Source organism: Paenibacillus sp. Cedars (assembly GCF_003184205.1).
In the GTDB taxonomy this organism is placed as follows: domain Bacteria; phylum Bacillota; class Bacilli; order Paenibacillales; family Paenibacillaceae; genus Paenibacillus_AQ; species Paenibacillus_AQ glucanolyticus.
Map to the genome: position 1 here is coordinate 4,736,746 of NZ_CP020866.1, position 23,378 is coordinate 4,760,123.

The 23,378-nt window shown below is 49.5% G+C and carries 23 protein-coding genes and 1 pseudogene; 5 read left to right on the forward strand and 19 right to left on the reverse strand.

The genetic code is table 11. The features are described 5' to 3' along the window. Nucleotides 1-12: 12 nt before the first annotated feature. Nucleotides 13-951 (reverse strand): aldo/keto reductase family protein, encoded by a 939-nt coding sequence (locus B9D94_RS23455; protein ID WP_006208452.1) that lies wholly within the window; start codon nt 949-951, stop codon nt 13-15. A gap of 160 nt (nt 952-1,111) precedes the next feature. On the opposite strand from B9D94_RS23455, the gene B9D94_RS23460 reads away from it, so the two are divergent. Beyond that, entirely contained in the window at nt 1,112-1,450 is a 339-nt protein-coding gene (locus B9D94_RS23460; RefSeq protein ID WP_036642884.1) for a winged helix-turn-helix transcriptional regulator, read from the forward strand. A 91-nt stretch (nt 1,451-1,541) separates the two neighbouring features. On the opposite strand, the gene B9D94_RS23465 is transcribed toward B9D94_RS23460, so the two are convergent. The 9 genes from B9D94_RS23465 to B9D94_RS23505 all read right to left on the reverse strand — a co-directional run bounded on the left by B9D94_RS23465 (nt 1,542) and on the right by B9D94_RS23505 (nt 9,404). Beyond that, entirely contained in the window at nt 1,542-2,288 is a 747-nt protein-coding gene (locus tag B9D94_RS23465) for a MerR family transcriptional regulator (RefSeq protein ID WP_063478713.1), read from the reverse strand. Nucleotides 2,289-2,461: 173 nt separating this feature from the next. Further along, nucleotides 2,462-3,133, reverse strand: coding sequence for a ThuA domain-containing protein (locus B9D94_RS23470; protein ID WP_148248090.1), 672 nt, complete (start codon nt 3,131-3,133; stop codon nt 2,462-2,464). Between the two features lie 58 nt (nt 3,134-3,191). Then, nucleotides 3,192-3,884, reverse strand: coding sequence for an SDR family NAD(P)-dependent oxidoreductase (locus tag B9D94_RS23475; RefSeq protein WP_367613829.1), 693 nt, complete (start codon nt 3,882-3,884; stop codon nt 3,192-3,194). A 96-nt stretch (nt 3,885-3,980) separates the two neighbouring features. Continuing rightward, nucleotides 3,981-4,457, reverse strand: a complete 477-nt coding sequence (locus B9D94_RS23480) for a VOC family protein (protein ID WP_036642846.1) — start codon at nt 4,455-4,457, stop codon at nt 3,981-3,983. 31 nt (nt 4,458-4,488) lie between these two features. Then, a complete protein-coding gene (locus tag B9D94_RS23485; RefSeq protein WP_076152229.1) occupies nt 4,489-4,944 on the reverse strand; it encodes a VOC family protein in 456 nt (151 codons plus the stop codon). A 60-nt stretch (nt 4,945-5,004) separates the two neighbouring features. Beyond that, the gene (locus tag B9D94_RS23490; protein ID WP_036642847.1) at nt 5,005-5,889 is read right to left on the reverse strand and encodes a carbohydrate ABC transporter permease; all 885 of its coding nucleotides are present in this window, start codon (nt 5,887-5,889) and stop codon (nt 5,005-5,007) included. Nucleotides 5,890-5,907: 18 nt separating this feature from the next. Beyond that, nucleotides 5,908-6,756, reverse strand: a complete 849-nt coding sequence (locus tag B9D94_RS23495) for a carbohydrate ABC transporter permease (protein WP_148248092.1) — start codon at nt 6,754-6,756, stop codon at nt 5,908-5,910. Nucleotides 6,757-6,828: 72 nt separating this feature from the next. Next, nucleotides 6,829-8,157 carry an ABC transporter substrate-binding protein gene (locus tag B9D94_RS23500; RefSeq protein ID WP_148248093.1) on the reverse strand — a complete coding sequence of 443 codons (1,329 nt, stop codon included), beginning with the start codon at nt 8,155-8,157 and terminating at the stop codon, nt 6,829-6,831. A 203-nt stretch (nt 8,158-8,360) separates the two neighbouring features. After that, nucleotides 8,361-9,404 carry a LacI family DNA-binding transcriptional regulator gene (locus B9D94_RS23505; protein WP_006208442.1) on the reverse strand — a complete coding sequence of 348 codons (1,044 nt, stop codon included), beginning with the start codon at nt 9,402-9,404 and terminating at the stop codon, nt 8,361-8,363. A 331-nt stretch (nt 9,405-9,735) separates the two neighbouring features. Here B9D94_RS23505 and B9D94_RS23510 point away from each other — a divergent pair, with 331 nt between their 5' ends. After that, complete coding sequence (locus B9D94_RS23510; RefSeq protein ID WP_063478709.1) at nt 9,736-10,683, forward strand: LCP family protein; 948 nt, start codon at nt 9,736-9,738, stop codon at nt 10,681-10,683. A 46-nt stretch (nt 10,684-10,729) separates the two neighbouring features. On the opposite strand, the gene B9D94_RS23515 is transcribed toward B9D94_RS23510, so the two are convergent. Continuing rightward, nucleotides 10,730-11,509: a helix-turn-helix transcriptional regulator gene (locus tag B9D94_RS23515; RefSeq protein WP_148248094.1), complete on the reverse strand. Its 780-nt coding sequence runs from the start codon at nt 11,507-11,509 to the stop codon at nt 10,730-10,732. Between the two features lie 154 nt (nt 11,510-11,663). Here B9D94_RS23515 and pyk point away from each other — a divergent pair, with 154 nt between their 5' ends. Both pyk and B9D94_RS23525 read left to right on the forward strand, forming a co-directional pair. After that, the gene (gene pyk, locus B9D94_RS23520; RefSeq protein ID WP_006208439.1) at nt 11,664-13,079 is read left to right on the forward strand and encodes a pyruvate kinase; all 1,416 of its coding nucleotides are present in this window, start codon (nt 11,664-11,666) and stop codon (nt 13,077-13,079) included. Nucleotides 13,080-13,223: 144 nt separating this feature from the next. Further along, nucleotides 13,224-14,438 carry an L-dopachrome tautomerase-related protein gene (locus B9D94_RS23525; protein ID WP_148248095.1) on the forward strand — a complete coding sequence of 405 codons (1,215 nt, stop codon included), beginning with the start codon at nt 13,224-13,226 and terminating at the stop codon, nt 14,436-14,438. A gap of 64 nt (nt 14,439-14,502) precedes the next feature. Here B9D94_RS23525 and B9D94_RS23530 read toward each other — a convergent pair whose 3' ends face one another. The 3 genes from B9D94_RS23530 to B9D94_RS23540 all read right to left on the reverse strand — a co-directional run bounded on the left by B9D94_RS23530 (nt 14,503) and on the right by B9D94_RS23540 (nt 19,035). Next, nucleotides 14,503-16,395: a cyclic nucleotide-binding domain-containing protein gene (locus B9D94_RS23530; RefSeq protein WP_148248096.1), complete on the reverse strand. Its 1,893-nt coding sequence runs from the start codon at nt 16,393-16,395 to the stop codon at nt 14,503-14,505. A 73-nt stretch (nt 16,396-16,468) separates the two neighbouring features. Then, nucleotides 16,469-17,065, reverse strand: a complete 597-nt coding sequence (locus B9D94_RS23535) for a hypothetical protein (protein WP_006208436.1) — start codon at nt 17,063-17,065, stop codon at nt 16,469-16,471. Nucleotides 17,066-17,841: 776 nt separating this feature from the next. Further along, entirely contained in the window at nt 17,842-19,035 is a 1,194-nt protein-coding gene (locus B9D94_RS23540) for a transcriptional regulator (RefSeq protein ID WP_253806021.1), read from the reverse strand. A 375-nt stretch (nt 19,036-19,410) separates the two neighbouring features. Here B9D94_RS23540 and B9D94_RS23545 point away from each other — a divergent pair, with 375 nt between their 5' ends. Then, nucleotides 19,411-19,731: a helix-turn-helix domain-containing protein gene (locus tag B9D94_RS23545; RefSeq protein ID WP_148248098.1), complete on the forward strand. Its 321-nt coding sequence runs from the start codon at nt 19,411-19,413 to the stop codon at nt 19,729-19,731. 104 nt (nt 19,732-19,835) lie between these two features. Here B9D94_RS23545 and B9D94_RS23550 read toward each other — a convergent pair whose 3' ends face one another. The 5 genes and pseudogenes from B9D94_RS23550 to B9D94_RS31605 all read right to left on the reverse strand — a co-directional run. Beyond that, a complete protein-coding gene (locus tag B9D94_RS23550; protein ID WP_148248099.1) occupies nt 19,836-20,351 on the reverse strand; it encodes a hypothetical protein in 516 nt (171 codons plus the stop codon). 61 nt (nt 20,352-20,412) lie between these two features. Then, nucleotides 20,413-20,742, reverse strand: a complete 330-nt coding sequence (locus tag B9D94_RS23555) for a hypothetical protein (protein WP_148248100.1) — start codon at nt 20,740-20,742, stop codon at nt 20,413-20,415. A gap of 253 nt (nt 20,743-20,995) precedes the next feature. Further along, nucleotides 20,996-22,168 (reverse strand): dicarboxylate/amino acid:cation symporter, encoded by a 1,173-nt coding sequence (locus B9D94_RS23560; RefSeq protein WP_148248101.1) that lies wholly within the window; start codon nt 22,166-22,168, stop codon nt 20,996-20,998. A 198-nt stretch (nt 22,169-22,366) separates the two neighbouring features. Next, on the reverse strand, nt 22,367-23,026 hold the full coding sequence (thiE, locus tag B9D94_RS23565; protein ID WP_036642871.1) for a thiamine phosphate synthase: 660 nt from the start codon (nt 23,024-23,026) through the stop codon (nt 22,367-22,369). Then, a pseudogene (locus B9D94_RS31605) lies at nt 23,023-23,286 on the reverse strand (bifunctional hydroxymethylpyrimidine kinase/phosphomethylpyrimidine kinase); the annotation flags it as partial. The gene thiE and the pseudogene B9D94_RS31605, both read right to left, overlap by 4 nt. Nucleotides 23,287-23,378: the final 92 nt, after the last annotated feature.

Genomic DNA, 23,378 nt, shown 5'->3' on the forward strand with positions numbered 1-23,378 from the left:
CCTGCTGTTTTTCTATTTCAGGATCTCTTCAATGCGAGTTTGAACCTCTTCGCTGAGTTCAATGCCGGATGCCTTCGCATTCTCGGTTACCTGTTCCGGACGGCTTGCGCCGACAAGCGCACTGGCAACGTTTGGTTGACGCAGAATCCAGGCAAGCGCCAGATTGCCTACGGACACCTCAAGCTCTGCCGCAATCTTCTCAAGCTCATGAACCTTCGCGATTTTTTCCTCGGTAATGCCTTTGCGCATCCAATCCAGCTTCGCAGCGCGGCTGTCGGCTGGAATATCCGAAGCGGAGGTGTATTTCCCTGTGAGCAGTCCTTGGGCCAGCGGGGAGAATACCACCTGACCGATGCCCGAGCGCTCGCTGAGCGGAATGATTTCCTTCTCGATATAACGTTCAAACATGTTGTAGATCGGTTGGTTTACCACGATACGGTCCAGCAAATAACGATCCGCTACGGTCAATGCTTCCGCGATTTGCGAAGCCTGCCATTCACTGACGCCAACATACAGCACTTTTCCTTGGCGAACGAGATCATCAAGCGCGCGAAGAGTTTCATCAAGCGGTGTTTCCGGATCATGACGGTGGCAGTAGAAAATATCAACATAATCATGGCCCAGACGCTTCAAGCTGGCATGCGCCTGCTCCATAATGTGCTTGCGGGACAAGCCGCGATCGTTCGGACCATCACCCATCGGCCAGAAAGCCTTGGTCGCCAGCACATACGATTCACGCGGATACGCTTTCAGCGTTTCGCCAACCAACACTTCAGCCGCACCCTTTTCATAGACGTTCGCTGTATCAAAAAAGTTAATACCCAGGTCATAAGCCGTCTTGATGGCGTTCACCGCATTCTCGCGCTCAACATAACCGCCGTATGTAAGCCAGCTTCCCAAGCTGATCTCACTGACCTTGAGACCTGTACGGCCCAATTTTCTATATTTCATTGCAATTCCTCCTTCAATAAGATAACGATGGTGGTACATCTGTTATTCTAAATTAGTTCCTATTCTTAGGGAAGAAGTGAAATGTTCTTCACTATATTATAGAGAGGATAGCTGATATACTTGAGTATAGTTAGTAGAATATCGGAGGGAGCCTTTCATGATGGGGAATAAATCGAGCAGCTACATACCCAAAACACCCGAACATATCGAATGCAATATCGAAAAAACGCTACTGGTCTTAGGCGGAAAATGGGCATTTCTTGTCATCCGCGAGCTCTTCGGCGGCACGAAACGGTTTGGCGAGCTCCAGCGAAAGATCCCGAACGTCAGTCCGCGGGCACTGACCACAACGCTTCGTCATCTGGAAGAGCAGGGCGTGCTTGAACGCGAGGTATTCCCTACCGTTCCGGTTACGGTCGAGTACACCTTGACCCCCAAGGGCATGGATCTGCACGTCATCTGCAAGGAAATGAAGCTGTGGGCGGCGCGGTGGACCTGACCCTCTCATATAAGCCATATAAAACAAGACACCTTTCACTATAGAGAAGGTGTCTTGTTTGGCATTCGACTGACCGTTTCACCCGGCCTCATCACACTTCCGCGTACGCCTCCGCAGCAGCATGCAGATAATAAGCCAATCCCGTCTGCTGCTCCTCCAGCATTCGAAGATGAAATTCATCGCGCAGGAAGAACTTCGTCTGCCCCGCAAAATCGGCAGCCGAGAAGGTGTGACCCTGCTCGTTCATAAACTGCAGATGATTTCGAATCGAAAGCTGAACACGCTCATCATCGTGCTTGATCCCGGTTATGAGAGCATTCGCTATGGCGGACATAAAAGCGGCTGCTTCCCTCGCCTGCTCGTTCATACTGGAAACATCGACAGGCTCCCCCTCCAACAAATCCACGTCATACTGCTCTTTCAGATGCTGATTCTGCTCCGCTAACGCATCCTCCCATTCTTCTGCACTGCCGAAGCCATTAAACAGATCTTGAGGTTCCATCGCCAGACCCTCCTTCGTGTAATGAATGGAACGCCGTAAGGTCTGAAGGATGCTCTCCAGCCGATCCTGCCTCTCCTGGAGCAGCTGCTCCTGCTCTGACAAGATGGAGAGCCGCTCCGGCGTCTCCGTCAGCAGCTCTTTAACTTGCTCCAAAGAGAAATCCAACTCCCGGTAAAACCGGATTTGCTGCAGCCGTTCCAGCTCCTTCGTCCCGTACAACCGGTAACCGGCATCACTTATTTCGGCAGGCAAGAGCAAGCCGAGTTTATGATAATGATGCAGTGTCTTGATGGTCACCTTGGACAGAATCGACACTTCTTTTACCGTATATAACATAGGTGTTCCCTCCTTCGACCTTCAGTCTAAGGCCTCCTCTTAGAGGAGAGTCAAACCGAAAAAACCTAAAAATAAGACGAGTGCTTCTGCACCCGCCTCATCTAGTTCTTACCGTATACTATATCGCATATAAGACGTCTCATGTTCTCCTGATTTCAGGTCATGCAATTCCATTATGGCTGTTCCAGTTCCAATCCCCAAGCAACCCCTTGTCTCATTACGCTTGCAAACGCCTCGTTCATCAGTCCTTCCTCCCGGTGGGCAGGCGTGATGCAGACCACTTTCCCGCTTCCGTAAGAATGAGCCCAGCCCGCGACGGACTCCCCGTCCACAGACTCCGAACGAAGGAACACTTCCGTCTCTTCTTCCCGGCAATGCACAAAGTAATGCTCATCCAGAAAGCCGAAGCGATCGCCCCCTCCTCCCAGAGCTGTCCCGGCTACAGGCGTATAGATCACCTCGCGGTGCACATCCGGATGATAGTCAAAGCTGCCGCGCAGCATGTTAACGTACTCTCCATCCTCCGCATAAGACGCGAGCCCCGAGTGCCAGGCTATCCATACGCCACCGGCGGCAACATAAGCCTGAATCTGATGCTCCGCCTCGCTGGTCATCCAGCGCTTGTCAGGGCTCCCTTGAGGATCAATCCGATCCTCGGCAAAGAGCACCACCGCATCCGGCTGTTCCTTCAGCCTATCGGCTAAGTCGGTCACGGCCCCATAGCGAAGCTGAACCAAGCCTTGTTCCACAAAGGGCTTCACGATTCGGTTCAGGGAATCCGTGGCGAGTTGTCTGTCATGATAAAAATCGCCAACGATGGCCAGTATGTGTTTGGGTTGTGCCATTATAAACTCCTCCTTTCCTTGGTGCAGCACTCATCCGGATCGAAACGCAGGCCCTGATCTAAAAAGGCATCGTCTCGCCCTTATGATTGATCATCCAGCCGTCCTGCTCCGGCACCATGCGGCGTTCCACCAGATCCAGCAGGCCCTTGGCGGTATCCACGGGATCACACGGTGCCTGATCTCCGCCCATCGGGGTACGAATCCAACCGGGATGCACGGCGTACACCATGAAATTATCGGCAGCAAGCGCCTTGCGGAGCTGGGCCGTGAAGAAGATCAGTCCGCTCTTCGATATCGCATACGGATAATCGCCGCCATAGGCGCCCGTGAAGCAGCCAGCCTCGGACGATACGTTGATAATGGCGGGTGCCGAACTCCTGCGGAGCTGTGGCAGCAGATGTTTTACCATTTTCATGGGCCCATAGAGATTGGTCTGCATGCTCTTCTCGACATCGTCAAAGTTTAAGTTCTCGATGACTTGATCCCGGCCATTCAGAATGCCGGCATTGTTAATGACCGCATCCACTTGATCCCACATCTCATGGATCTCTTCTGCCGCGGACGCAATGACGGCTTCCTGATCCACATCGAGATTCATGATCTGTAATTGCGCCGGGTAGTCGGATCGCAGTGCTCGAAGCTCTGGATGACTGCTCTCTGTGTTCCGTACGCCCGCCACAATCTGATGCCCGCGGCCAAGCGCCTCCCTCGTCAGTTCGAGGCCCAGCCCCTTATTGGCTCCGGTGATCACGATGTTCAATATGGTTCACCCCTTTGATGGTTGACTTCATTCTATTCCTTCTCTGCGAATGGGATCATTCTTCTCGTTCCCGTTGTGCATACCTCTCTAATCCTGCTTCGGACCGAGCTCCTGCAATCCAAGCGTAACGCCAAGTTTATCTTCGGAGTCAAAATAGCCGTAACGGCCTGCCCCATACTCGCCTTTATGGTTCAGCGGATACCCTTTCCCTTCCAGGAAATCAATATGCTGATTAAAACCGTTCACGGTGAACATTACAAAATGCACGCCCTGCCCGCGGGATTGCTTGTATTCATTCCACGGACTCGGCTCATCATAGGGCTCCAGCAATTCCAGCACCATCGGTCCCATCTTCAGGACACACATCTTCGTCCGGGTCGGGCGAAGCTCCCCCCGCTGCCACGTATACGAATCCTCCGTCGGTTCCGGTGCGGCATGCGGATCGGGTATCGATATAGGCGGCATCTCCATGCCGAATAATTCACAATAGTGCCGGGCCGCCGCTTCTATATCATGGACGACGATTCCCATTTTGAGCAAGTGATTGTTCTCCATATGATTCATTCGGCTCTCTCCTTTATCATGAAGATAATTCTTATTTGTCGTTCTCCAGCAGCTCGATCAGTACCTTCAGCTCACTAAACGTATCCACGTAGGCGTAACGGCCGCCCGTATATTCCCCCTTCTGGATTAGAGGCATGCCGCTGCCATTCAGAATCTCAAGCTTCTCCTTCATCCCCTCAATGACAAATGCAATGTGGTGGACCCCTTCGCCATGCGTATCCAGAAATTCGCGCCAGGTCGATGGCTGCTCATCCGGCTCAATCAGTTCCACCTGCAGCTGGCCGCAGTCAATGAAAGCCAGCTTCGAACGGGCTTCCGAAGGACCGCCGTTGTATTCGGTCTGTGCGACTTCCCGAGTATCGGTCCAGAACCATGCCGGAGGCTGGATGCCGAAAAATTTAGCATAACTCGCTCCCACCTTCTCGATATCCTTCACGATAATTCCGATCTGTGTAATGACTTTGGTTCCCAGCATACTTTGCTCCATATTTTCCATATCTCCTTCTAAGATCAAGTTTGATGGCTTGGTATATTAACGCGGAGCAGATTACTCCTCCGCTTTAAACCCGTTGGACAGCTTGAATAAAACTAAAGTGATCAGCAGCGCAATGACGAGCAGGATCCAGGCCATGGCCGAAGCGTAGCCCATCTTGGCATACTGGAAGGCATTTTGATACAGGTACAGGGAATAGAACATCGTGGAGCCGTCCGGACCGCCGTTTGTAATGATGAAGGATTCCGCAAAAGACTGCAGCGTCCCGATCATGCCCGTAATGACATTGAATACAATCGCCGGTTTCAGCATCGGAATTGTAATATGAAGCACCTGTCTCCATGAGCTGGCCCCATCGATTGAAGCCGCTTCGTAGAGGGAATCCGAAATGCCCTGGAGCCCTGCCAGATAAATAATGATCATCTGTCCCGAGCCCCAGAGTGCCATCAGCACAAAAGCCGGTTTTGCCCAAAAAGGACTGGAAAACCAACCGGGTCCCTCGATCCCGATGAACCCGAGAATCGTATTAAGCACGCCGTTGTCCGGCTGCAGCACCCAAATCCAGAGAATCGACAGCACAACAAGCGGAACCAGCGTTGGCAGGAAGAACACCACCCGGAAGAAAGCCAAGCCCCGAATGCGCCGGTTATTCAGCAGAATCGCGATGAATACCGACCCGACCGTTGTCACCGAGATGCCAACCACAATCATGAACAGCGTGTTGTACAGCACCTTGTAGAATAAGGAATCCCCCGTAAACAGCTTGACGTAATTGTCCAGACCCACCCACACCGGCTCATTGATGATGTTGTAATCAGTCAACGAGTAATACAATGAACTGAACAATGGATATGCCGTAAATAGCAGGAACCCGATGATCCAGGGTGAAATGAACAGCAGCCCATTCCTCAGATTTTTACGGTCTGTCTTGGAAGACATGATGCCCCCATCTCCCCTCTATCCTTTAATTCCCGAGAAGGTAATCCCCTGGATGAAATATTTTTGAAGCAGGAAAAAGATGACGAGCACCGGCAGGGTCATACTCACGCCGACAGCCATCAGCAGCGTCCAGCGCGGATCGTTGACGGACATAATCTGCTGGATGCCAAGCGACAGCGTATACAGCTTGTTATCGCTCAGGAAGACGAGCGGACCGATAAAGTCTCCCCAGGCTCCTGTGAAGGCGAAGATCGCCACCGTTATAATGACGGGTAGGGATAGCGGCAGAGTTAACTGCCAGTAAATACGAAACTCCGATGCACCGTCCACCTTGGCCGATTGGGACAGCTCTTTGGGGATGCCCATGAAAAACTGCCGCAGCAAAAAGATAAAGTACGCATTGCCAAGGTAGGCCGGAACCACCAGCGGCTTGAACGTTCCGATCCAGCCGAACTTCTGGAACAGGACAAACAGCGGTATCATCGTCACCTGAAACGGCAGCATCATCGTCATGAGCACTACGATAAACAAGGCATCGCGGCCCTTCCATTCAATGCGGGAGAAGCCGTAAGCAACCAGCGTATTAGCTAATACTCCGCCAAGGATCGCCATTGCGCAGATGTAGAGCGTATTCTTGAAGTACAGCCAGAACGGAAACTGCTGAAATGCGGTTACATAGTTGGACCATACCGGCTCGGACGGAATCCAAACCGGCGGGTCCGCGAAGAGCTCCGTATTGCTCTTGAGCGATCCGGATATCAGCCACAGAAACGGGATGATATAAGCAAGTGCGGCCAAAATCAGAATGATATAGATGACATAGGTTTCAATAGACTGTCCCTTGAATTTGGTGCGGATAGAAACCACCTCACACTTCTTCTAACCGGAAGGTCCGGCTGACTAGTGCCTACAACTGATAACAGCTTGATCAAGCCGCCCTTACTTCTTCTTGTCTACTTCCTCCTGGAGCTTCTTCTGGGCAGCCTGAAGCAATGGCTGCGGATCATGGTTGTTATAGATCACGCTGTCGCGCAGCAGCATAAGCTCGTTGGACATCTCCTTGGCAACCGCCGTCAGCGCCGGATGGCCGGAATCCGGGGAGCTTGCGACTTCACGCACGATTTTATAGATCTCATCGCCCTCTTTATCCCACTTGATTGCGTCGTTTTGCTCCTTGTATATGGACAGCGAACGCCACTGGTTGATGTTGTCGGCCATAATTTCCGGTTTCACCCCGAACAGAATGAATTTCATGGCGGCTTCGGGATTCTTCGCGCCTTTGGGAATCATGAAGATATTCGTGCCGAAGTTGGACGAGTTCTTCCGCCCTCCATCCGGTGCCGGAATCGCAGCTACCTTATAATTCACATTCGGAGCATACTGCTTCAATGCGTTGCTGAACCAATTGCCGTTGATGGTCATCGCAACCTTGCCCGAGAAGAATGGATGATCCGGGGAGAACGCCCCGCCAAAACCGGAAGAGAACGATTTGATTTTCTCGGGATTGTATTTCTGTGCGTACGTGTTCATCCAGTTGTACATCTCTATCAGGTGCGGATCATCGAGCTTCACTTGTTTGGAAGCGGTGTCATAATAATCTGCGCCAAAGATATAACCCCACATGTACGACTCGTCCCCGGCGTCCAGCCAAGGGATGAAGCCCAGTCGATCGATTTTATCGCCATTCAGCTTCGTTAATTGCTCAGCCGCAGCATCCAGCTCCTCAATGGTTTGTGGTGGCTGATCGGGATCGAGACCGGCTTCCTTGAACAGGTCCACATTGTAGTACAGCAAGTTGACGTTGGAATCCTCGGGGAACAGGTACGTTGTGCCCTCCACCTTCATTAGATCCCGGTAAGCATCCAGAATTTCATCCTCTTTAAAATCCGTAGCTGCAAGCAGGTCGTCGATCGGCATCAATGCCCCTTGGGCAGCCAGTGCGTATGCGCTTGCATATTCATTCGTAATGACAACATCCGGCGGGTTGCCCCCGGAAATCGCTGCAAGCAGCTTGCCATTCGATATGCCGCCATCCGGCGGAACATAAGTAGCATTAAACTCAATATCCGGATACTCCTTCGTAAATTCGTCCATTCGCCATTGATCCCATTTCTCCGAATCGCCGCCCCATGGATACCAATACGTTAATTTCCCTCCATTCGATGAGTTTCCGCCTGCATTCTGCTCTTCTGAGGCACCTGTACAAGCAGTAAAAACGAGACTGAAGCATAAGACAGTCAACAGCAAGACCCATCCCCTGTTCTTCATTGGCCAATCCCTCTTTTCGTTTAGGATAAGTTTCTCGTCTCCTTATTTCTCTATTGATTTGGATGCAAATTACGCGAATGGCTGCCCTCCTTTTTTGTGAACACGTGTTTATTTTGAATCAAGAAGCAGCTTACCTGAGTAAGCCAACCTCCTGGATCAAACTGAACTTGATGGTTAACCAATCTAATACGCTGTCGTATGCATCACCGCAACGGCTGGCAGGAATCCCGGATCACCAGCTCGGTTGTTCCCACATAACGCTTCGAATCCGTCGAACTGACTTCAATCGTTTCAATCAATTTGCCGGTCAAAGCATCCATCATATCGGAAAAATCCACATGAATGGACGTCAGCGCAGGATGAATCCTCGCACTTAACAAATGATCGTCAAAGCCCATTAATGAAATATCGCCGGGCACGTTGATGTCTGCCTCGTTCAATGCACGCAGCGCTCCGAAGGCAACGCTGTCGTTGCAAGCAAAGATCGCTGTCGGTAAATCCTTTGTCACTTTGAGCCAATGCTGCACGGATTGATACCCGCTTCGCTCCGAAAAGTTGGATGGAATGATCCAGTCGGACCGGACCTGCAAGCCATGGGCCTCCATTGCCTGCCTGAAGCCCTCCAGCTTCTCCGGTCCCGACCAGCGCAAGGGGTCTCCGGCAATATGCGCAATCTGGCGGTGTCCCAGACTGTAGAGATAATCGACACCCTGCCGCATCCCCTCCAGGTTGTTGAAATTGCTGATCACCCGGTTAGGCTCAGAGCGCCCTTCCAAATGCTGATCGACCACACCGACCACAAAGCCGTCCGCAATCAGTTCCTCAATGAACGGCTCGTGATTCGCTGCACCGATAAAGATGCCTCCGTCGATCCGCTGCTGGTAGAACGTATTCTTCACATTCCGCATGATGTCATCGTCTTTCGTATTGCGGATAATGTAGGTCAGCACGTAATATCCTCTCTTGGATGCGCTCTCAATTACGCGGGTAATGAGTGCGTTGGTGAGCGAATCGTTAAACACTTCCTCGCGGGAAACCATGAACAAACCGATCGTCGACGTTCTCTTCCCCGACATAATCCGCGCAGAGAAATTGGGTGCGTAATTATACTGCTCGATCACCTGCATGACCTTCTCCCGCGTAGCCTGGGGAACATTCGGGTAGTTATTGATGACTCTGCTTACCGTGCTGCGAGAAACGCCGGCCATTCTGGCGATCTCCGTGCTGTTGATTTCAGACTTTTTCAATCGGGTCCCACCTCATTAACACGTGTTCATAAACGGGCGTGTATATAATATGTACTGTGTCGTCCATAGAAGGTTGTAGACAAGGTTCTATGCAGATTTCTCCGTGACATGTCAATCGGATCCTATTACTGAATCATGAACACGTGTTTACATTTACAATGTAATCGCTTCAAAATGTTTTGTCAATATAAATAATCAAATCACGATGGCTCCAAATTGCCGTAATTCCTTACGCCTGCCCGGTCTCTATTAGAAAAAATGATTTTTCCTCAGTAGTTTGCTAGAATGGTCAAATATGCAAACGTATAACAGAAAGGATGTTAAACGAACTATGAAAAGAAAATGGTTGAAATACACCATGCTCCTGTTATCCATTGGAGTCTTGGGGATCGTCTCCTACTACACCTACTCAATCATCCAATTCTCAAACCATATTTCCACGGCTGTGAAGCCAGCCGAAGAAACCGATACGGCTCACAACGAAGTTGTTGAAATTCCTAAATGGGAAGGAAAAGAGCGCATCAATATCCTCCTCATCGGCGGGGATTCCCGCGGTGATGACGCTGGCAGATCGGACACCATGCTGGTTGCCTCCATCGATCCGGTTACGAAGAGAGCCCATCTATTCTCGTTATTGCGCGATTCTTATGTAGAAATTCCCGGGCATGGCAAAGGACGGCTGAATTCGGCATTTGCTTATGGAGGGATCGAGCTGACCAGACAAACCATCGGCGATTTGTTAGACTTGCCCATACATAAATATGTATATACGGATTTTGTCGGGTTCATAGCGCTTGTCGATTCATTAGGCGGAGTCGATATCGAAGTAGAGAAAGACATGTACTATACCAGCAAAGCCGACAAGCACATGTACGACATTGATTTGAAGCAGGGACTGCAGCATCTGGACGGTAAAATGGCCCTGCAATACGTGCGATTCCGGCATGATGCCAAATCTGATTTTGCTCGGACGGAACGACAGCGCATCCTGATGACGGAAGTTGCCAAAAAAATGCAGACCACGAACTCTCTTATCAAACTTCCGGGCATCCTGGATTCGATTGCGCCCTACATCGAGACTGATTTAAGCCCCAAAGAAATGCTGAAGCTGATGGCTCTCGGCTTTGACGTGAATCTGGACAAAATCGACCAGCAGCAGCTTCCCCCGTTCTCGCTGTTGTCCAACGAGAAGGTTGGACGAGCACAGGTGCTTGGCGTAGACAAGAATAAATTGCAAGCGTATGTGAAGCAGCTATTCGAAAATGATACGTTTCAATAAATAACACGTGCTGGGAGGGCTTAGCCCTCTCTTTTTTTTCACTTTTCTATACCGTCCGAGGACGCTCCTGCAGCAAATCCGACGGGGCGCTGCCCGTCACTCGTCTGTAAATCCTGTAGAAATAGGAGAGATCCTGGTAGCCGAGAAATTCGGCAATCTCCTGGACCGTCAGCTGCGATTCCGTTAACAAATAGGCCGCACGCTTCATCCGCTGAGCGTGCACGTATTGGCTGATCGTCTGCCCTGTGACACTCTTGAACAGCACGGCAGCGTAATTGGGTGTTTTGGCAATGGCATCACCGAGCTCCTCTTTTGTTATTTTCTCGCGGTAATGCCGCTCGATATACGACTTCATCCGCTCCACATGCAGGTGTTTCTCCGGCGTAATTGCGCCTCTGTCGAGCTCCCGGCTGATATAAATCAGCACTTCTGTCAATAATGCTTCTATTAGGATGACATAATAAGAGGGGCGCTCGTGCCACTGCTGATGAATTACCTTCAAACGCTCGTGAATCAACTCATAGCAGCCGGGTTTATGTTTCAGTGCTTCTGCTCGTTCAAGCACCGACAATCCCGTCGACAGCGCTTCGGTCCATTGAACCATGATTTGAGTATGCGTTACGGTGGGGATGCTCTTCCCATAATACGGAACACCGGCTGGAATAAGCAGCAACTCTCCCTTCTCCATAATCAGCTTATCTCCATTCACCCAATATACACATTTTCCATATGTCACAAGGCTTAAGCGCCACGTTCCCTGCTCTGGATCAGCTTCTTCATACCAATCGACACCGCTAACTTGCCGTACTTCCACCGGGGTACCCATGATTCACCTCATCTCCATACTATATTCCAATCATTGTACTATAGTTCATATCATGATTCGACAAGACAGGCTACAATGTGATCATTAAGGATGATTTAATTCAATCGAATGCTGCAAAAAAATGCTGGAGGATACAATTAAAGGAGGAGCAACCATGCAAAAAACAAAAATGATCTGTACAATGGGACCTGCGTGCGATTCCGTTGACATCTTGAGGGACATGATCCAGGAGGGAATGACCGTTGCCCGCTTAAATATGGCACATGGAGAGCTGGAGGATCATGCTACCCGTATCCGGAATATTCGCCGGACAGCTGCCGAATTAAATACGTATGTGCCCATCATGATGGACATTAAAGGCCCCGAGGTGCGCATCGGCAAGCTCAAGGAGGCTTCCTGCCTTCTGCAGGCAGGTCAGGAGCTGATCCTGACAACAGAGGAAATTCTGGGGGACGCACAACGCATCTCGGTCAATTATGCCGAACTGCATCTAGTGGTTAAACCCGGTGACCGTATACTGATTGATGACGGGCTTGTGGACCTGAACGTACTTCATGTTGACGGCAAGGATATTCATTGCAAAATCATTAGCGGCGGTACTCTCAAACCGCGCAAAGGCGTCAACCTGCCAGGAATCAAGACGACGCTGCCCGGTGTGACGGAACGTGATATCATGCATATCGGCTTTGGTCTGGAGAATGGCGTCGAGATCATCGCCGCTTCATTCGTGCGCAGTGGCGATAACATCCGTGAAATCCGCAGTATCCTGAAGGAACGCGGTGCAGAGCATGTGTTAATCATCTCCAAAATCGAGAACGGTGAAGGCATGGAGAACCTGGATGACATCATCGAAGCTTCAGACGGAATCATGGTCGCCCGCGGAGACCTCGGCGTGGAAGTGCCAATCGAAGAGGTACCTATGATGCAAAAAGAAATGATTGATAAATGCAACCTCGCCGGTAAGCCGGTTATCGTGGCAACCCACATGCTGGAATCGATGCAGGTTAATCCACGACCAACCCGCTCCGAGGTGAGTGACGTGGCTAACGCGGTGATTCAAGGTGCCGACGTTGTCATGCTGTCCGGAGAATCTGCCGCAGGCAAGTATCCGGTTGAGTCTGTGCGCACGATGGCGGCAGTTGCCCGCCGTGCCGAGACGATGATCGACTACAAGGAGCAGTTTGCATTCAAATCCAGACAACAAGTGGCGGATATTACCGAAGTCATCAGTCAAGGGGCTGTCAGCTCTTCCCTCGTCCTGAATGCCAAAGCCATCATTACGGCAACAGAGAGCGGATTTACCGCGCGAATGATATCGAAATATCGGCCGCAGGCACCGATTATTGCCGTTACGCAGCACGAAGAAGTGTTGGCTAAAATCTGCTTGCTGTCCGGCGTCATTCCGGTCAAAGGCGACAAGGTTACGACTACGGACGAAATGTTCGAATCCGCTACCCGCAATGCAATCAAGACGGGCTACATCGAAAAAGGCGACATTATTGTATTGTCGGCCGGTGTGCCGATCGGTCAATCCGGCAACACAAATCTCATTAAGGTTCAGCAAGTATAATATGTAATCTATAAGGCCTCCAATCGATTTATTCGGTGCCAATCCGTCCCTCTGGGCATATAACTAACTCAGAGGAATCAGCGCAAGGGTGATGTGCGCTGTTTCGTATCGGATAAACCGAACATTGTATCGGAGGTCTTAAACATGTATATACCGCATCAGATGGGGAAGCCGTGGCAGCCGTCTGCAAATCCTCATCCCAAGCAAGCTCACCGTTATTCAAGTCCATACCAGATGCTCTTCCACTGGAACCGCCTGGACTGGAATTTCCCGGATCCTGCGATGAAGCAGCGATTCGAGGAGCATCAGTATTGGAAACACTGCATGCCCGCAGGCGTCAAAGTAGACCGGCAGGGACGCTTCTACGTATCGGTTCCGCGCTGGGCGGAAGGGATCCCCGCTACCTTGAACACCATTGTGATGGTGAACGGCAAGCCGGTGCTGGATGCTTTTCCAAGCTGGGAGTGGAATACGCCGGGGGATGTGCGGATGCTGCAGTCTGTCCTTGGGTATGAAATCGATGAACATAACCGGATGTGGATTCTGGATCAGGGAAAAATCGCATACGATACTTCGCCCGAAGGCTCGCAAAAACTCGTCATCTGGGATCTGAGCGCTAACCGCCTGCTCGATTCCATTGTCATTCCGGATGATATCGCTCCGCCCCGTACTTCGTTCCTGAACGATATCGTAGTGGATAACCGGAACGGTTATGCCTATATTACCGATTCAGGCTCCGGCTTTCCGGACCACCCGGTGTATGGCGGGATCATCGTCTATCATATGAGAACCAGGAAGTTCCGGCGGGTGCTGGACAGTCATTACAGCACGCAGGACGTGCCCCGTTTCCGGTTTGAGATCGACACCGAGCCGGTCTACCGGAACAAGCCGGTCCGAATCGGTGCGGACGGCATCGCTTTATCTGCTGACAGAAGCACGCTGTTCTACTGCGCGGTTACAGGACGCAATCTGTACGCTATCGATACAGGACTGCTGCGGAATTTCAATATTCCCGATTCGATCATCCGGAATTCCGTTCAGACCCTGGGCAGCAAAGGAACGACGACCGACGGAATGCATGCGGACAATAAAGGCAATGTATTCTACACCATGCTGGAAGGCAAGGGCATCGGTTATTATTCACCCTACACCCGCTCCTTCAACAAGCTGCTCTCCGACGACAGAATGCTGTGGGTAGACGGGGTGGCTTTTGATCAGTTCGGCTCCATCATCTTCAACAATAACCGCCTGCACCGCATGTTCGAGGAGCCGCAAAATATCGACTGGGACGATCCCTACAATCTGATCATCTGGAGAGCCTATATCGGGCCCGATGTGAAGTCGTACTTGTATGGTTAATGGTCCATGAAAAAAAGGGATAGGCAGACCGGGCTCTCAAGCCTTTTGCCTATCCCTTTATGTATTAGAGCTGCAAAGCCTGGCCGCAGCGGCCGCAGTAACGCGTCCCCGCAGGTGACACGGTGCCGCAAGCCGCGCAGGTCAACGGCTGCGCGGAGCCGGATGCCTTGAGGTTCGCCCTGGCAGCGTTCGGGCCGACCGCATGCCGGATTCGGTCCTCCACCTGCTGGGCAGGGTTGACGGCACGGTGCATCTCGCGCTCCTCCTTCGTGCCTTGGCGAATGAGCATGATGAGCAGCCAGATCCCGACACCTCCGACCAGTACCATGCCGGCCATCTTCCATAATCCGGCGGCATAAGGATAATCCCATGCCGCGTGCAGCAGGATGCTGAGCAGCAGCAAGGGTATCATCATCAGGATTGGCTTCAACGCACGATTCGCGCGGGCAGATCGCTTCGATGCCCCCCTCAGCCCGTACCACAAACCGGCAGCGGCAATGGCTGTCCAGGTTCCATGTCCGAATGGGGACAGCAGGGCTCTGACCCACAGAACAGCCAGCATCCCCGAAGTTGCATGCTGCTGCAAGTACATGTATCCGTACAGAATGCTCTCTATCGCAGCAAAACCCATGCCTGCTGCTGCCCCGAATACCACAGCATCCATCAGAAACCGCTGCCTGCGGCCGCGGAGAAACAGGAAACACACCAGCAGCTTCGCAATTTCCTCAATGACGCCGATCATAAGAGCTGCTTGAATATGCTCCGACGTCGTGGTCTCCAGTCCACTGCCAACCGACCATAAGCGTTCCAGCATCCAGGCAATCGGCACGGCAATGATACCCGAGGCCACGAATACCGAGGCCAGCCTGATCGGCTTGAAGCCGAGCAATTGGGAGCTTCTCATATAAGCCACAAAGGACACCGGTCCCACCAATCCGCCGGAGATCATTGCAGCATATATCCACAGAGGCTGCTTCAGCCAGATGGCAAGCACAGTCAATACAACGAAGATACCGCCAAGCGCCAGCAGCACATCCATCCAGCGTTCCTTTTTCGGCGGAGCCAGGTTCACGGCCTCCACCGCAGCCGCTGCTTCCTTCGGAGCATTCGGAGCGACGGTATCCGCTGCCGTGTGGTGCAATTTAGCCAGCACCTCATCCGACAGCAGATCGGGCCTGCGAATCCGCAGCACTTCATGGAACTGCCGCCGGACCGGCTCATACTGCTGCAGAACAAAATGAAATTCATCCCGGCCCATCACCATCAGCTCGCCGTTCTCCAGGGCCGTCACCGTTCCCGTATGCGCATCGCCGCTCAGCAGATCCATCTCGCCAAAATAATCCCCGGGCTTATAAATCGCCTTCTTCCGCCGACCGCTGCGCACTTCGAAGCGGCCTTCGGCGATCATGTAGAAACGGTCCGCCAGGGCGCCTTCCGCTACAATGACGTCGCCCTTGTAGACTTTCCTTCTGACCGTAACTTCCGCAAGCCCGCGCAGCTCCGCGTTCGGGATCGCGGCCCAGATCGTCGCTTTGCTCAGCATCGCATGCATCGTGCGAATCCGGGCGGAGAAGGACAAGCTTTCATGGAACATCGGACTAGCCGCGGCCAGACGGCTGAACGCGTTCTGCTCCAGCTTTAGCGCCGTCACTTCACCAATGGCCTGGGCACCCGAGGTCCTTTTTTCTTCAAGGAACAGAGAAACCTCCCCGATCAATGCCCCCTCGCCCAAGACATCCAGCGTCACTGTATGGCCGATCAAATTCCGGGACACGATCTGAACCTGTCCGCTCATGATGAAATAACAGGAATTGCCGTAGCTCCCCTCAACGATCAAATCGTCGCCGTCGTGAAAATGCTCTTCATGCATCGATTGGACGGCACCTTCCAGCTCATGCAGCGGCACACCGCGAAACAGCGTATGATTACGCAAAAAATCAATTGCCAGCATCGTCATTTACATTCTCTCCATAGACGAAAAGAATCCGCCCGACGGCAGATTCCTCTCTATTCATTATGTAACGACTCTATTATCGCATATTTCCGATGATGCTGCTGCGCGAATCTTCCATTTTTTTAATGAAATTCGACATCACGTCAAAGGCTTCGTTGCGCTTGTTTGTCATCGACTGCAATTGGAGCATGTCCATCTGCTGGGAATTCGAAAGATTGTCGATGGACCCCTTAAGCTTCTCGGTTGCTTGTATAAGCTCTTCTGCCGTGTATTCCTTCTTGGATGCGTCCGCGATTCCTTCCGCTGCAAGCTTGGCGGCGAGATCATCCGGAATCAAATACTGGCCATTTACCGATTCACCGGCCAAGGCACCGTTAATCTCCGCCATCGTATCGTTCTTCTTGGCGATTTCCTCGTTGCGCTTCTGCACGTCTTGAATCTGGTTGTTAAGCTGTGTATCCAGCAATTGAGTCCGCTGCTGCTGTACAGCCATCAATGCGGTCTCAATATCCATACTGGTGATATCGATCTGACCAATCGAGTTATTTGTTGCGCTTCCGCCTACTGCCTGCTTCACCGACTGGTAAGCCTGATCATTCATCATAATGCCTGTGCCTGCAACCACACCGACTAACAAAGAAGCGGCTGTGGTTACTATCATTTTACGGTTCATCGATCTTCAACCCCAATTCTCTGATTCTTTATACCTAATACAAAATCATAGCAGATGAAATATTCATGAACAATACATGATCTCCCATATTTCGGCAATGTATATTCAATTTCAAATAATTTATTTCGCGGCTGTGCACGGCCTATGGCTCATTATAGCGGGTTAACCCTTTCTTGAAATCCCCCTCCGGGGGGATGGACAAGTGGATGCATCCCATATGTCGCGAAGAGCAACCCTGCCTGAGGCAGAGCAACCCGTTTGGATGGAAATCGACCTATCGCCTGATCACCACGGCTCATGATGATATACGTGGGAGACAACAGGATCCCAGCCAAGTAAAACAACTTGTGCGAGAATCGTCATTCTCACAGGTTCACCTCTGCCATTAAATTTAGTTTCAACTTCAATTCACGCACCCATGCAGGGTGCGACAAGGAGTCGGAGGCACCTCGCGTTTGGGCCTTCGAATTTCAATCCACGCACCCTTATAGGGTGCGACTCCGTTTTTCGGTCAAATCAAACTATAAATAACGAAATTATAGAGAAAAAAACAGATATTAATCCATATAGACATAAATAAAAAATATATATTTTTCATATTAATGTATTATAAGGATATAACATGGTGCGAATCTGCCTGGTATTTTATGTTCGCTTTACATTCGCACTAAACTCGCTACTACCACTAATAAAATCATATCATATCCCTTAATTTGTTATGTCAGAAACCACTTATAATTACTTACTAAATAACGCATGCTTCAAGGATTTCCTTCTCATCCTTTGCTAGTGAATTTGTGATTATTCAACATATAAATAACCTTCTCAACTATTGAGTTCTTTGGAATAGCAATACTATGTATTTCACTAGCTGAAGCCAAACAATCTAACAAGCTGTTTATACCGCTATCATATCGTTGACTACGCAAGTAATAAAGAGATAACTCGCTTAAAAAACGAGTATATTGATCGGCCACCACTTGATAAGTATATGTTCCAATATCGGCTTGCTTCAGTGCGTATGAAGAAATTTGACTTTCGAATTTTTCCAGAACAAAATCAATGTTGAAATTATACTTATTAGCAGCTTGAATAATTTTGATTAGTGCCGGAAGGATCTCAGCTTCTCTCGATTCAACATAAGCTACATATTGCGGCAGTACTTCAACTTGTCCCATCATAAGCTGATATAAACATGTATTTACTAGAGCCAGTATTTTAAATTCTTCTTTGATACGAAGTGCTTCTGCTGTATCCTCTTTGACCCAACTCAAATCCGAATATAGTGAAACATACTTTAATGCTAGCTCGTAATTACCCATTTCGTCACAAACTGCTGAACGTAGTAAGTGCGAGTATATGATATACAAAAACAACGGTCGCTTAGGTTTTTTAAGTAAATTATATTTAAATCTACTGTTTTGATTATATTTATGATGATATTGAATAGTTGCCTTTCTGCCCATTTCTTTTGACATCTCATCTACTTTGCCCCATTGACGAAGTGATAGATATGTATTAGCTAAGTCTTTCAACGCATCCAATTGATCTATTTCATCTAACCGCTCGACGAATCCCTCAAATTTGGTGGCTGCCCGAAGATTTTTTTCCTGGTCATGCCCTATGGATATTGTAAATAATCGGTAGTGACATAGTGCTAATCGCTCTGAATGTTGATACTTCTCGCTTTCGGCTACAGATTCGTATATGATTGCTGCTGCTGAACGCTTTTCTTGGTTTAATAAAACTTCAGCTGTATCAAAGAGTAACGGCACATAAGATAGGTTATCTGTCATGTATCGTACAACCTTCTGAATTAACTCCAGCTTATCCAGTTCGGCACAACGATATAAAAATGGCTTCAGCCTTCTCCAATTGAGTGGATAACTGAAACATTCCTCCAGATATAACTCATAAAAGCTGCCCTCAGGCAATCCCATAGCTGCAACAATACGATCCAACTGCTGCATGGCAATGGGTCGAACCCCCTTAATGATAGTACTTAATGTTCCTGAGTTAATTTTGGATAGCTCTCCAAATTGATTTATCGTTAATCCCGTCTTCTTGAGGTAAGTCTCCAGTTCTGACCGTATCGTGGTTGTATGTATCAATTCAAACAACCTCCAATAAGAATATTCCCTCTCCGAAACATCCATAATTTAGTTAATCTATATAATAATAGCGAATGACCCACCAAAATTATACATATTTACAACCTATCAAAAAATCCTCTCAAGCACCATATCTTTTAAGGACAATTTTCAGTATAAAATAAATCTTTTAGTGACTCCAATAATAACTGCCTTTCGTCTACACTTCTTGTATAAGAGGAGTCGATACATATTATGGATAAATCGGTTGCAATAACATTGGGCATTGCGATACGAGAAATACGAAAAAACCAAAACTTAACTCAAGAGGAGCTTGCCGAGAAAATCGGGTCCTCATTTAGCTATATAGGCAGGCTGGAAAGAGGAGAAGGCAATTTCACCGTGCAAACCCTCGAAAAAATTACAACAGCGCTTAATCTCGACTTCTTTGACTTTATATCATTAGGTAAAAAAGATAATGAGATCATATTAGAAATTAACTCGCTGCTATTACAGCAAGATGAAGAAAACCAATTAAAAGGATTGAACATCCTTAAGGAGTTATATCGGAATTAGATAACATACATGAAAAAAGAGATTCCTCACTTCATGAGAATCTCTTTTTTCTTCCGGCTCTGACAGCTATGTGCTCGAAGTTGCGCTCCTTAAGAAGTTGGGTACTATCTAAAAATAAGTTCTACGGCACTTTCTAGATCAACTGCTTCCCGACCAATCTCCACTAGGCAAGTATCATCGTCAGATGCAGGCTCAAAACCGATTCTGATTTTTGGAATATCGAATTTATCTCTCAGAACCACAAGAGATTCTAATATTTTTTTGGCTTTTAGCCTTACATCCGAACTTTTTCCATCAAATAGCTCATTCTCCGGAAAATTAAATGTAATATCTCCAAATTCTTCATCAAAGGAAAATATTATCATCACATCTTTTAAGCTACATCCTATTTCCATTTGGTTCAGAAACACATTTCCCGTTCCAATCGGTGAAAGCACATCCATGAGACTTTTGATTTGATGGAATTCAAAATCTGCTCCACTGATGTTGTCAAAGAAATGGGAAGACTTAACTTCTGACGAGTTAATTTTAAGTTCATCAGATACTAACCTATCTAACTTATTTTTTCGGATGCCCTCTAGTATTATTTCAAGGTTCCACTCCTCTCGTGATATAGTCATTTCTTCCTATTATTAAGTCTATTAGATTCTGCTTGGAAGTTATAGCGCGATAATCCTTAAGTCAATGCACAGTCCCCAAAAACGAAACGAAAAACTTGCCGTTCGTTTTCTCCATTTCTCCGTTCGTTGTTGGAGATAGACCGCAAGCAAATGCCAACTCCACGTTCCGGCCAAACATCACCTTCTTGGAACTTAAAAACCCGCAGCCCGAGCAATTAAATCCACAACCGTCCGAGGTACTTTCCCATTTCTTCTCAAAGTCTGTCATGGCTCTTGTCTTTGCGAAAGACTCCGTGATCCAAGGGGAAGATGCCAATATTGCTCTATTAACAAAATAACAGATAGAGACAAAGATATTTTCTTTTTCATAATAGGTTGTTCTCCTCTTCATAAAAACACTGCTTGCAACCGCTCTATGATTTAGTGAAATTATTTGATGCTAGATGGGATGCATTGCTTTCTTCTTTCGTAATTTTACAAGTTAACTGTCAGCGAGATTATCCATAAAATTTTCCCCTCCAACATCCTCATCCCCTCTAATTTTACCGAAAAAAAATCCAACGTCCGCCATAAGCCATCGATGCCACAAAAAAACCAGCCCAACACACGAATAGGTGTTGAACTGGCTCTTAACGTACAGCATGCTACGCAGGCTCCGACCTGCTCACGCCGTCCGTGATCACGGCAATCGCTCCATCTCCTGTTACGTTACAGGCTGTGCCGAAGCTGTCTTGCGCAATATAAAGGGCAATCATGAGCGAGGTCAGCGTTGTATCGAAACCCAGCATCGACTCGAGCAAACCCAAAGCTGCCATAACAGCACCTCCAGGAACGCCGGGAGCGGCGACCATCGTAATCCCGAGCATCAGGATGAACGGGAACATCGTCCCGATGGAAGCTGGCATACCCGTGAGCAGCATAACCGCCATGGAGCAGCTTACCAGCGTAATCGTACTGCCGGAGAGGTGAATGGTTGCACACAATGGGATAACAAAATCAGCCACCTTCCCACGGACCCCGTTCAGCTTGGTTTGACGCAGTGTAACCGGAATGGCCGCAGCCGAGGATTGAGTACCTATAGCCGTAAAATAGGCCGGCACCATGTTCTTCAGCAGGGTAAACGGATTCTTGCGCGCGACTTGACCTGCAACGAAATATTGTATGACCAGGAAAAGCACGTGCAGCGCAATGATCATAATGAATACTTTTGCGAATACCGACAGGATCATAGTCACTTGCCCGCCATAGGTCAAATTGGCAAACACGCACAGAATATGATACGGCAGCAGCGGAATGATGATCGAGGCGATCAGCTTCTCAACAATCTCCCGGAAATCAACCATGACCTTCTGCAAGGCTTGCCCCTTGATTACAGCCGCTCCGAGCCCCAGCGTAAAGGCAAGCAGGAGAGCGGTCATTACCCCGAATACGGGAGGCATCTCCACCTTGAAAAAAGGTTCCAGCAGCGCCTCTTCCGGATTGGTATAGGAATTGATCAGGCCGCCAACCTCCAGCACATGCGGATACAATAATGTCGCTGCTACAAACGCTAACAGACCGGCTAGAACCGTGGAGATATACGCAAGCCCGGTAGTGACACCTAACAGACGACCTGCTCCTTTTCCGAGCTCTCCGATTCCGGGAGCAATGAATCCGATAATAATTAATGGAATAGCAAAACCAAGGAAGTTCCCGAACAACCCGCTAAACGTAGCCAGGGATGCAACCAGCCATTCCGGCGATAATGAGCCGATCACAATACCTAGGATAATGGCAATCAGGATTTTCGGCAGTAAGCCGAGTTTTTTCTTCTTCATGTCACGATCACCTACAGATGTTTTTTCGTTTATTGTCCACTCCGAACGGACGATATTCCGTCGGAGACGGAATAAACAAACTTTATCATATTTTGGATATCATTGTCATTAGTCAAAATATGACATCTGCATCTTTCGGTGGATTGTGCCGACCCACACTACGCTTTAATAATAGAATGCCTCGTCTCCGATTCAATTCTAGATAACGTCAGCCTTGGCTCTGATGCTGGCAGCTGCATCCCGAACAGACCCTGCAGCAGTCACGGCGGATATCACGGCAACACCATCGGCTCCCGCTCCAACCACTTCTTCCGCCTTCTCTGCCGTTATCCCGCCGATCCCAACGATCGGCATATCGATTCCGGCTGCGCGCATGGCCCGCAGAAGTCCTGGGCCCTGCACCGGTTTGGCATCCTCCTTCGAGACGGTCGGATAGATCGGACCGACACCGATATAATCGGCGCCGTGGAGGATCGCCCGGCGAGCTTCTTCTATTGTATGCGCGGAGACGCCAAGAATCCGCTTACCGATCCGCTCACGGACGGAAGCCGCGGATTCGTCGTCCTGGCCGATGTGCACGCCGTCGGCGTTCAGCTTGAGAGCCAGCCCCACATCGTCATTGACGATGAACGGAACACCGGCCTGGCGGCACAGATTCCGGATTCGGCGTGCCAGCTGAATCCTTGGCTCGCCGGTAAGCGCAGCTCGCCCTTTTTCCCGGAACTGGACCATGGTCGCACCGCCGACTATGGCTTCCTGCACAACCCATTCCGGTTCAGCGATGCAGTTCACACTGCCGAGTACGAGGTACATTCGCAGATGCTGTCTCATCATCTCGGGTGCGATCCTCCCCGTCATCGGAGCACCCCCAGACGACGTTGATACGCCCAATGATTTGTCGGCCCATGTCCTTGCCCCAAGTTCAAGCCGTCTTCAATGGCCGCCTGAATGAATGAGCGCCCGCTTCGAATGGCATCGAATGCGCTCATGCCCTGAGCCAAGCCTGCAGCGATTGCTGCTGAGAAGGTGCAGCCGGTCCCGTGTGTATGAACGGTATTCACCCGCTTCCCGCTGAGTTCCGTGAAGGCAGCACCATCATATATAAGATCGATGACTTGAGGATCTCTATCATTTCCTACAGCTTTGAAAATGGGGGAGTTCATGTGACCATACTTCTCCGGGTGCATGGCTGTTCTTGTTTGATCATCGG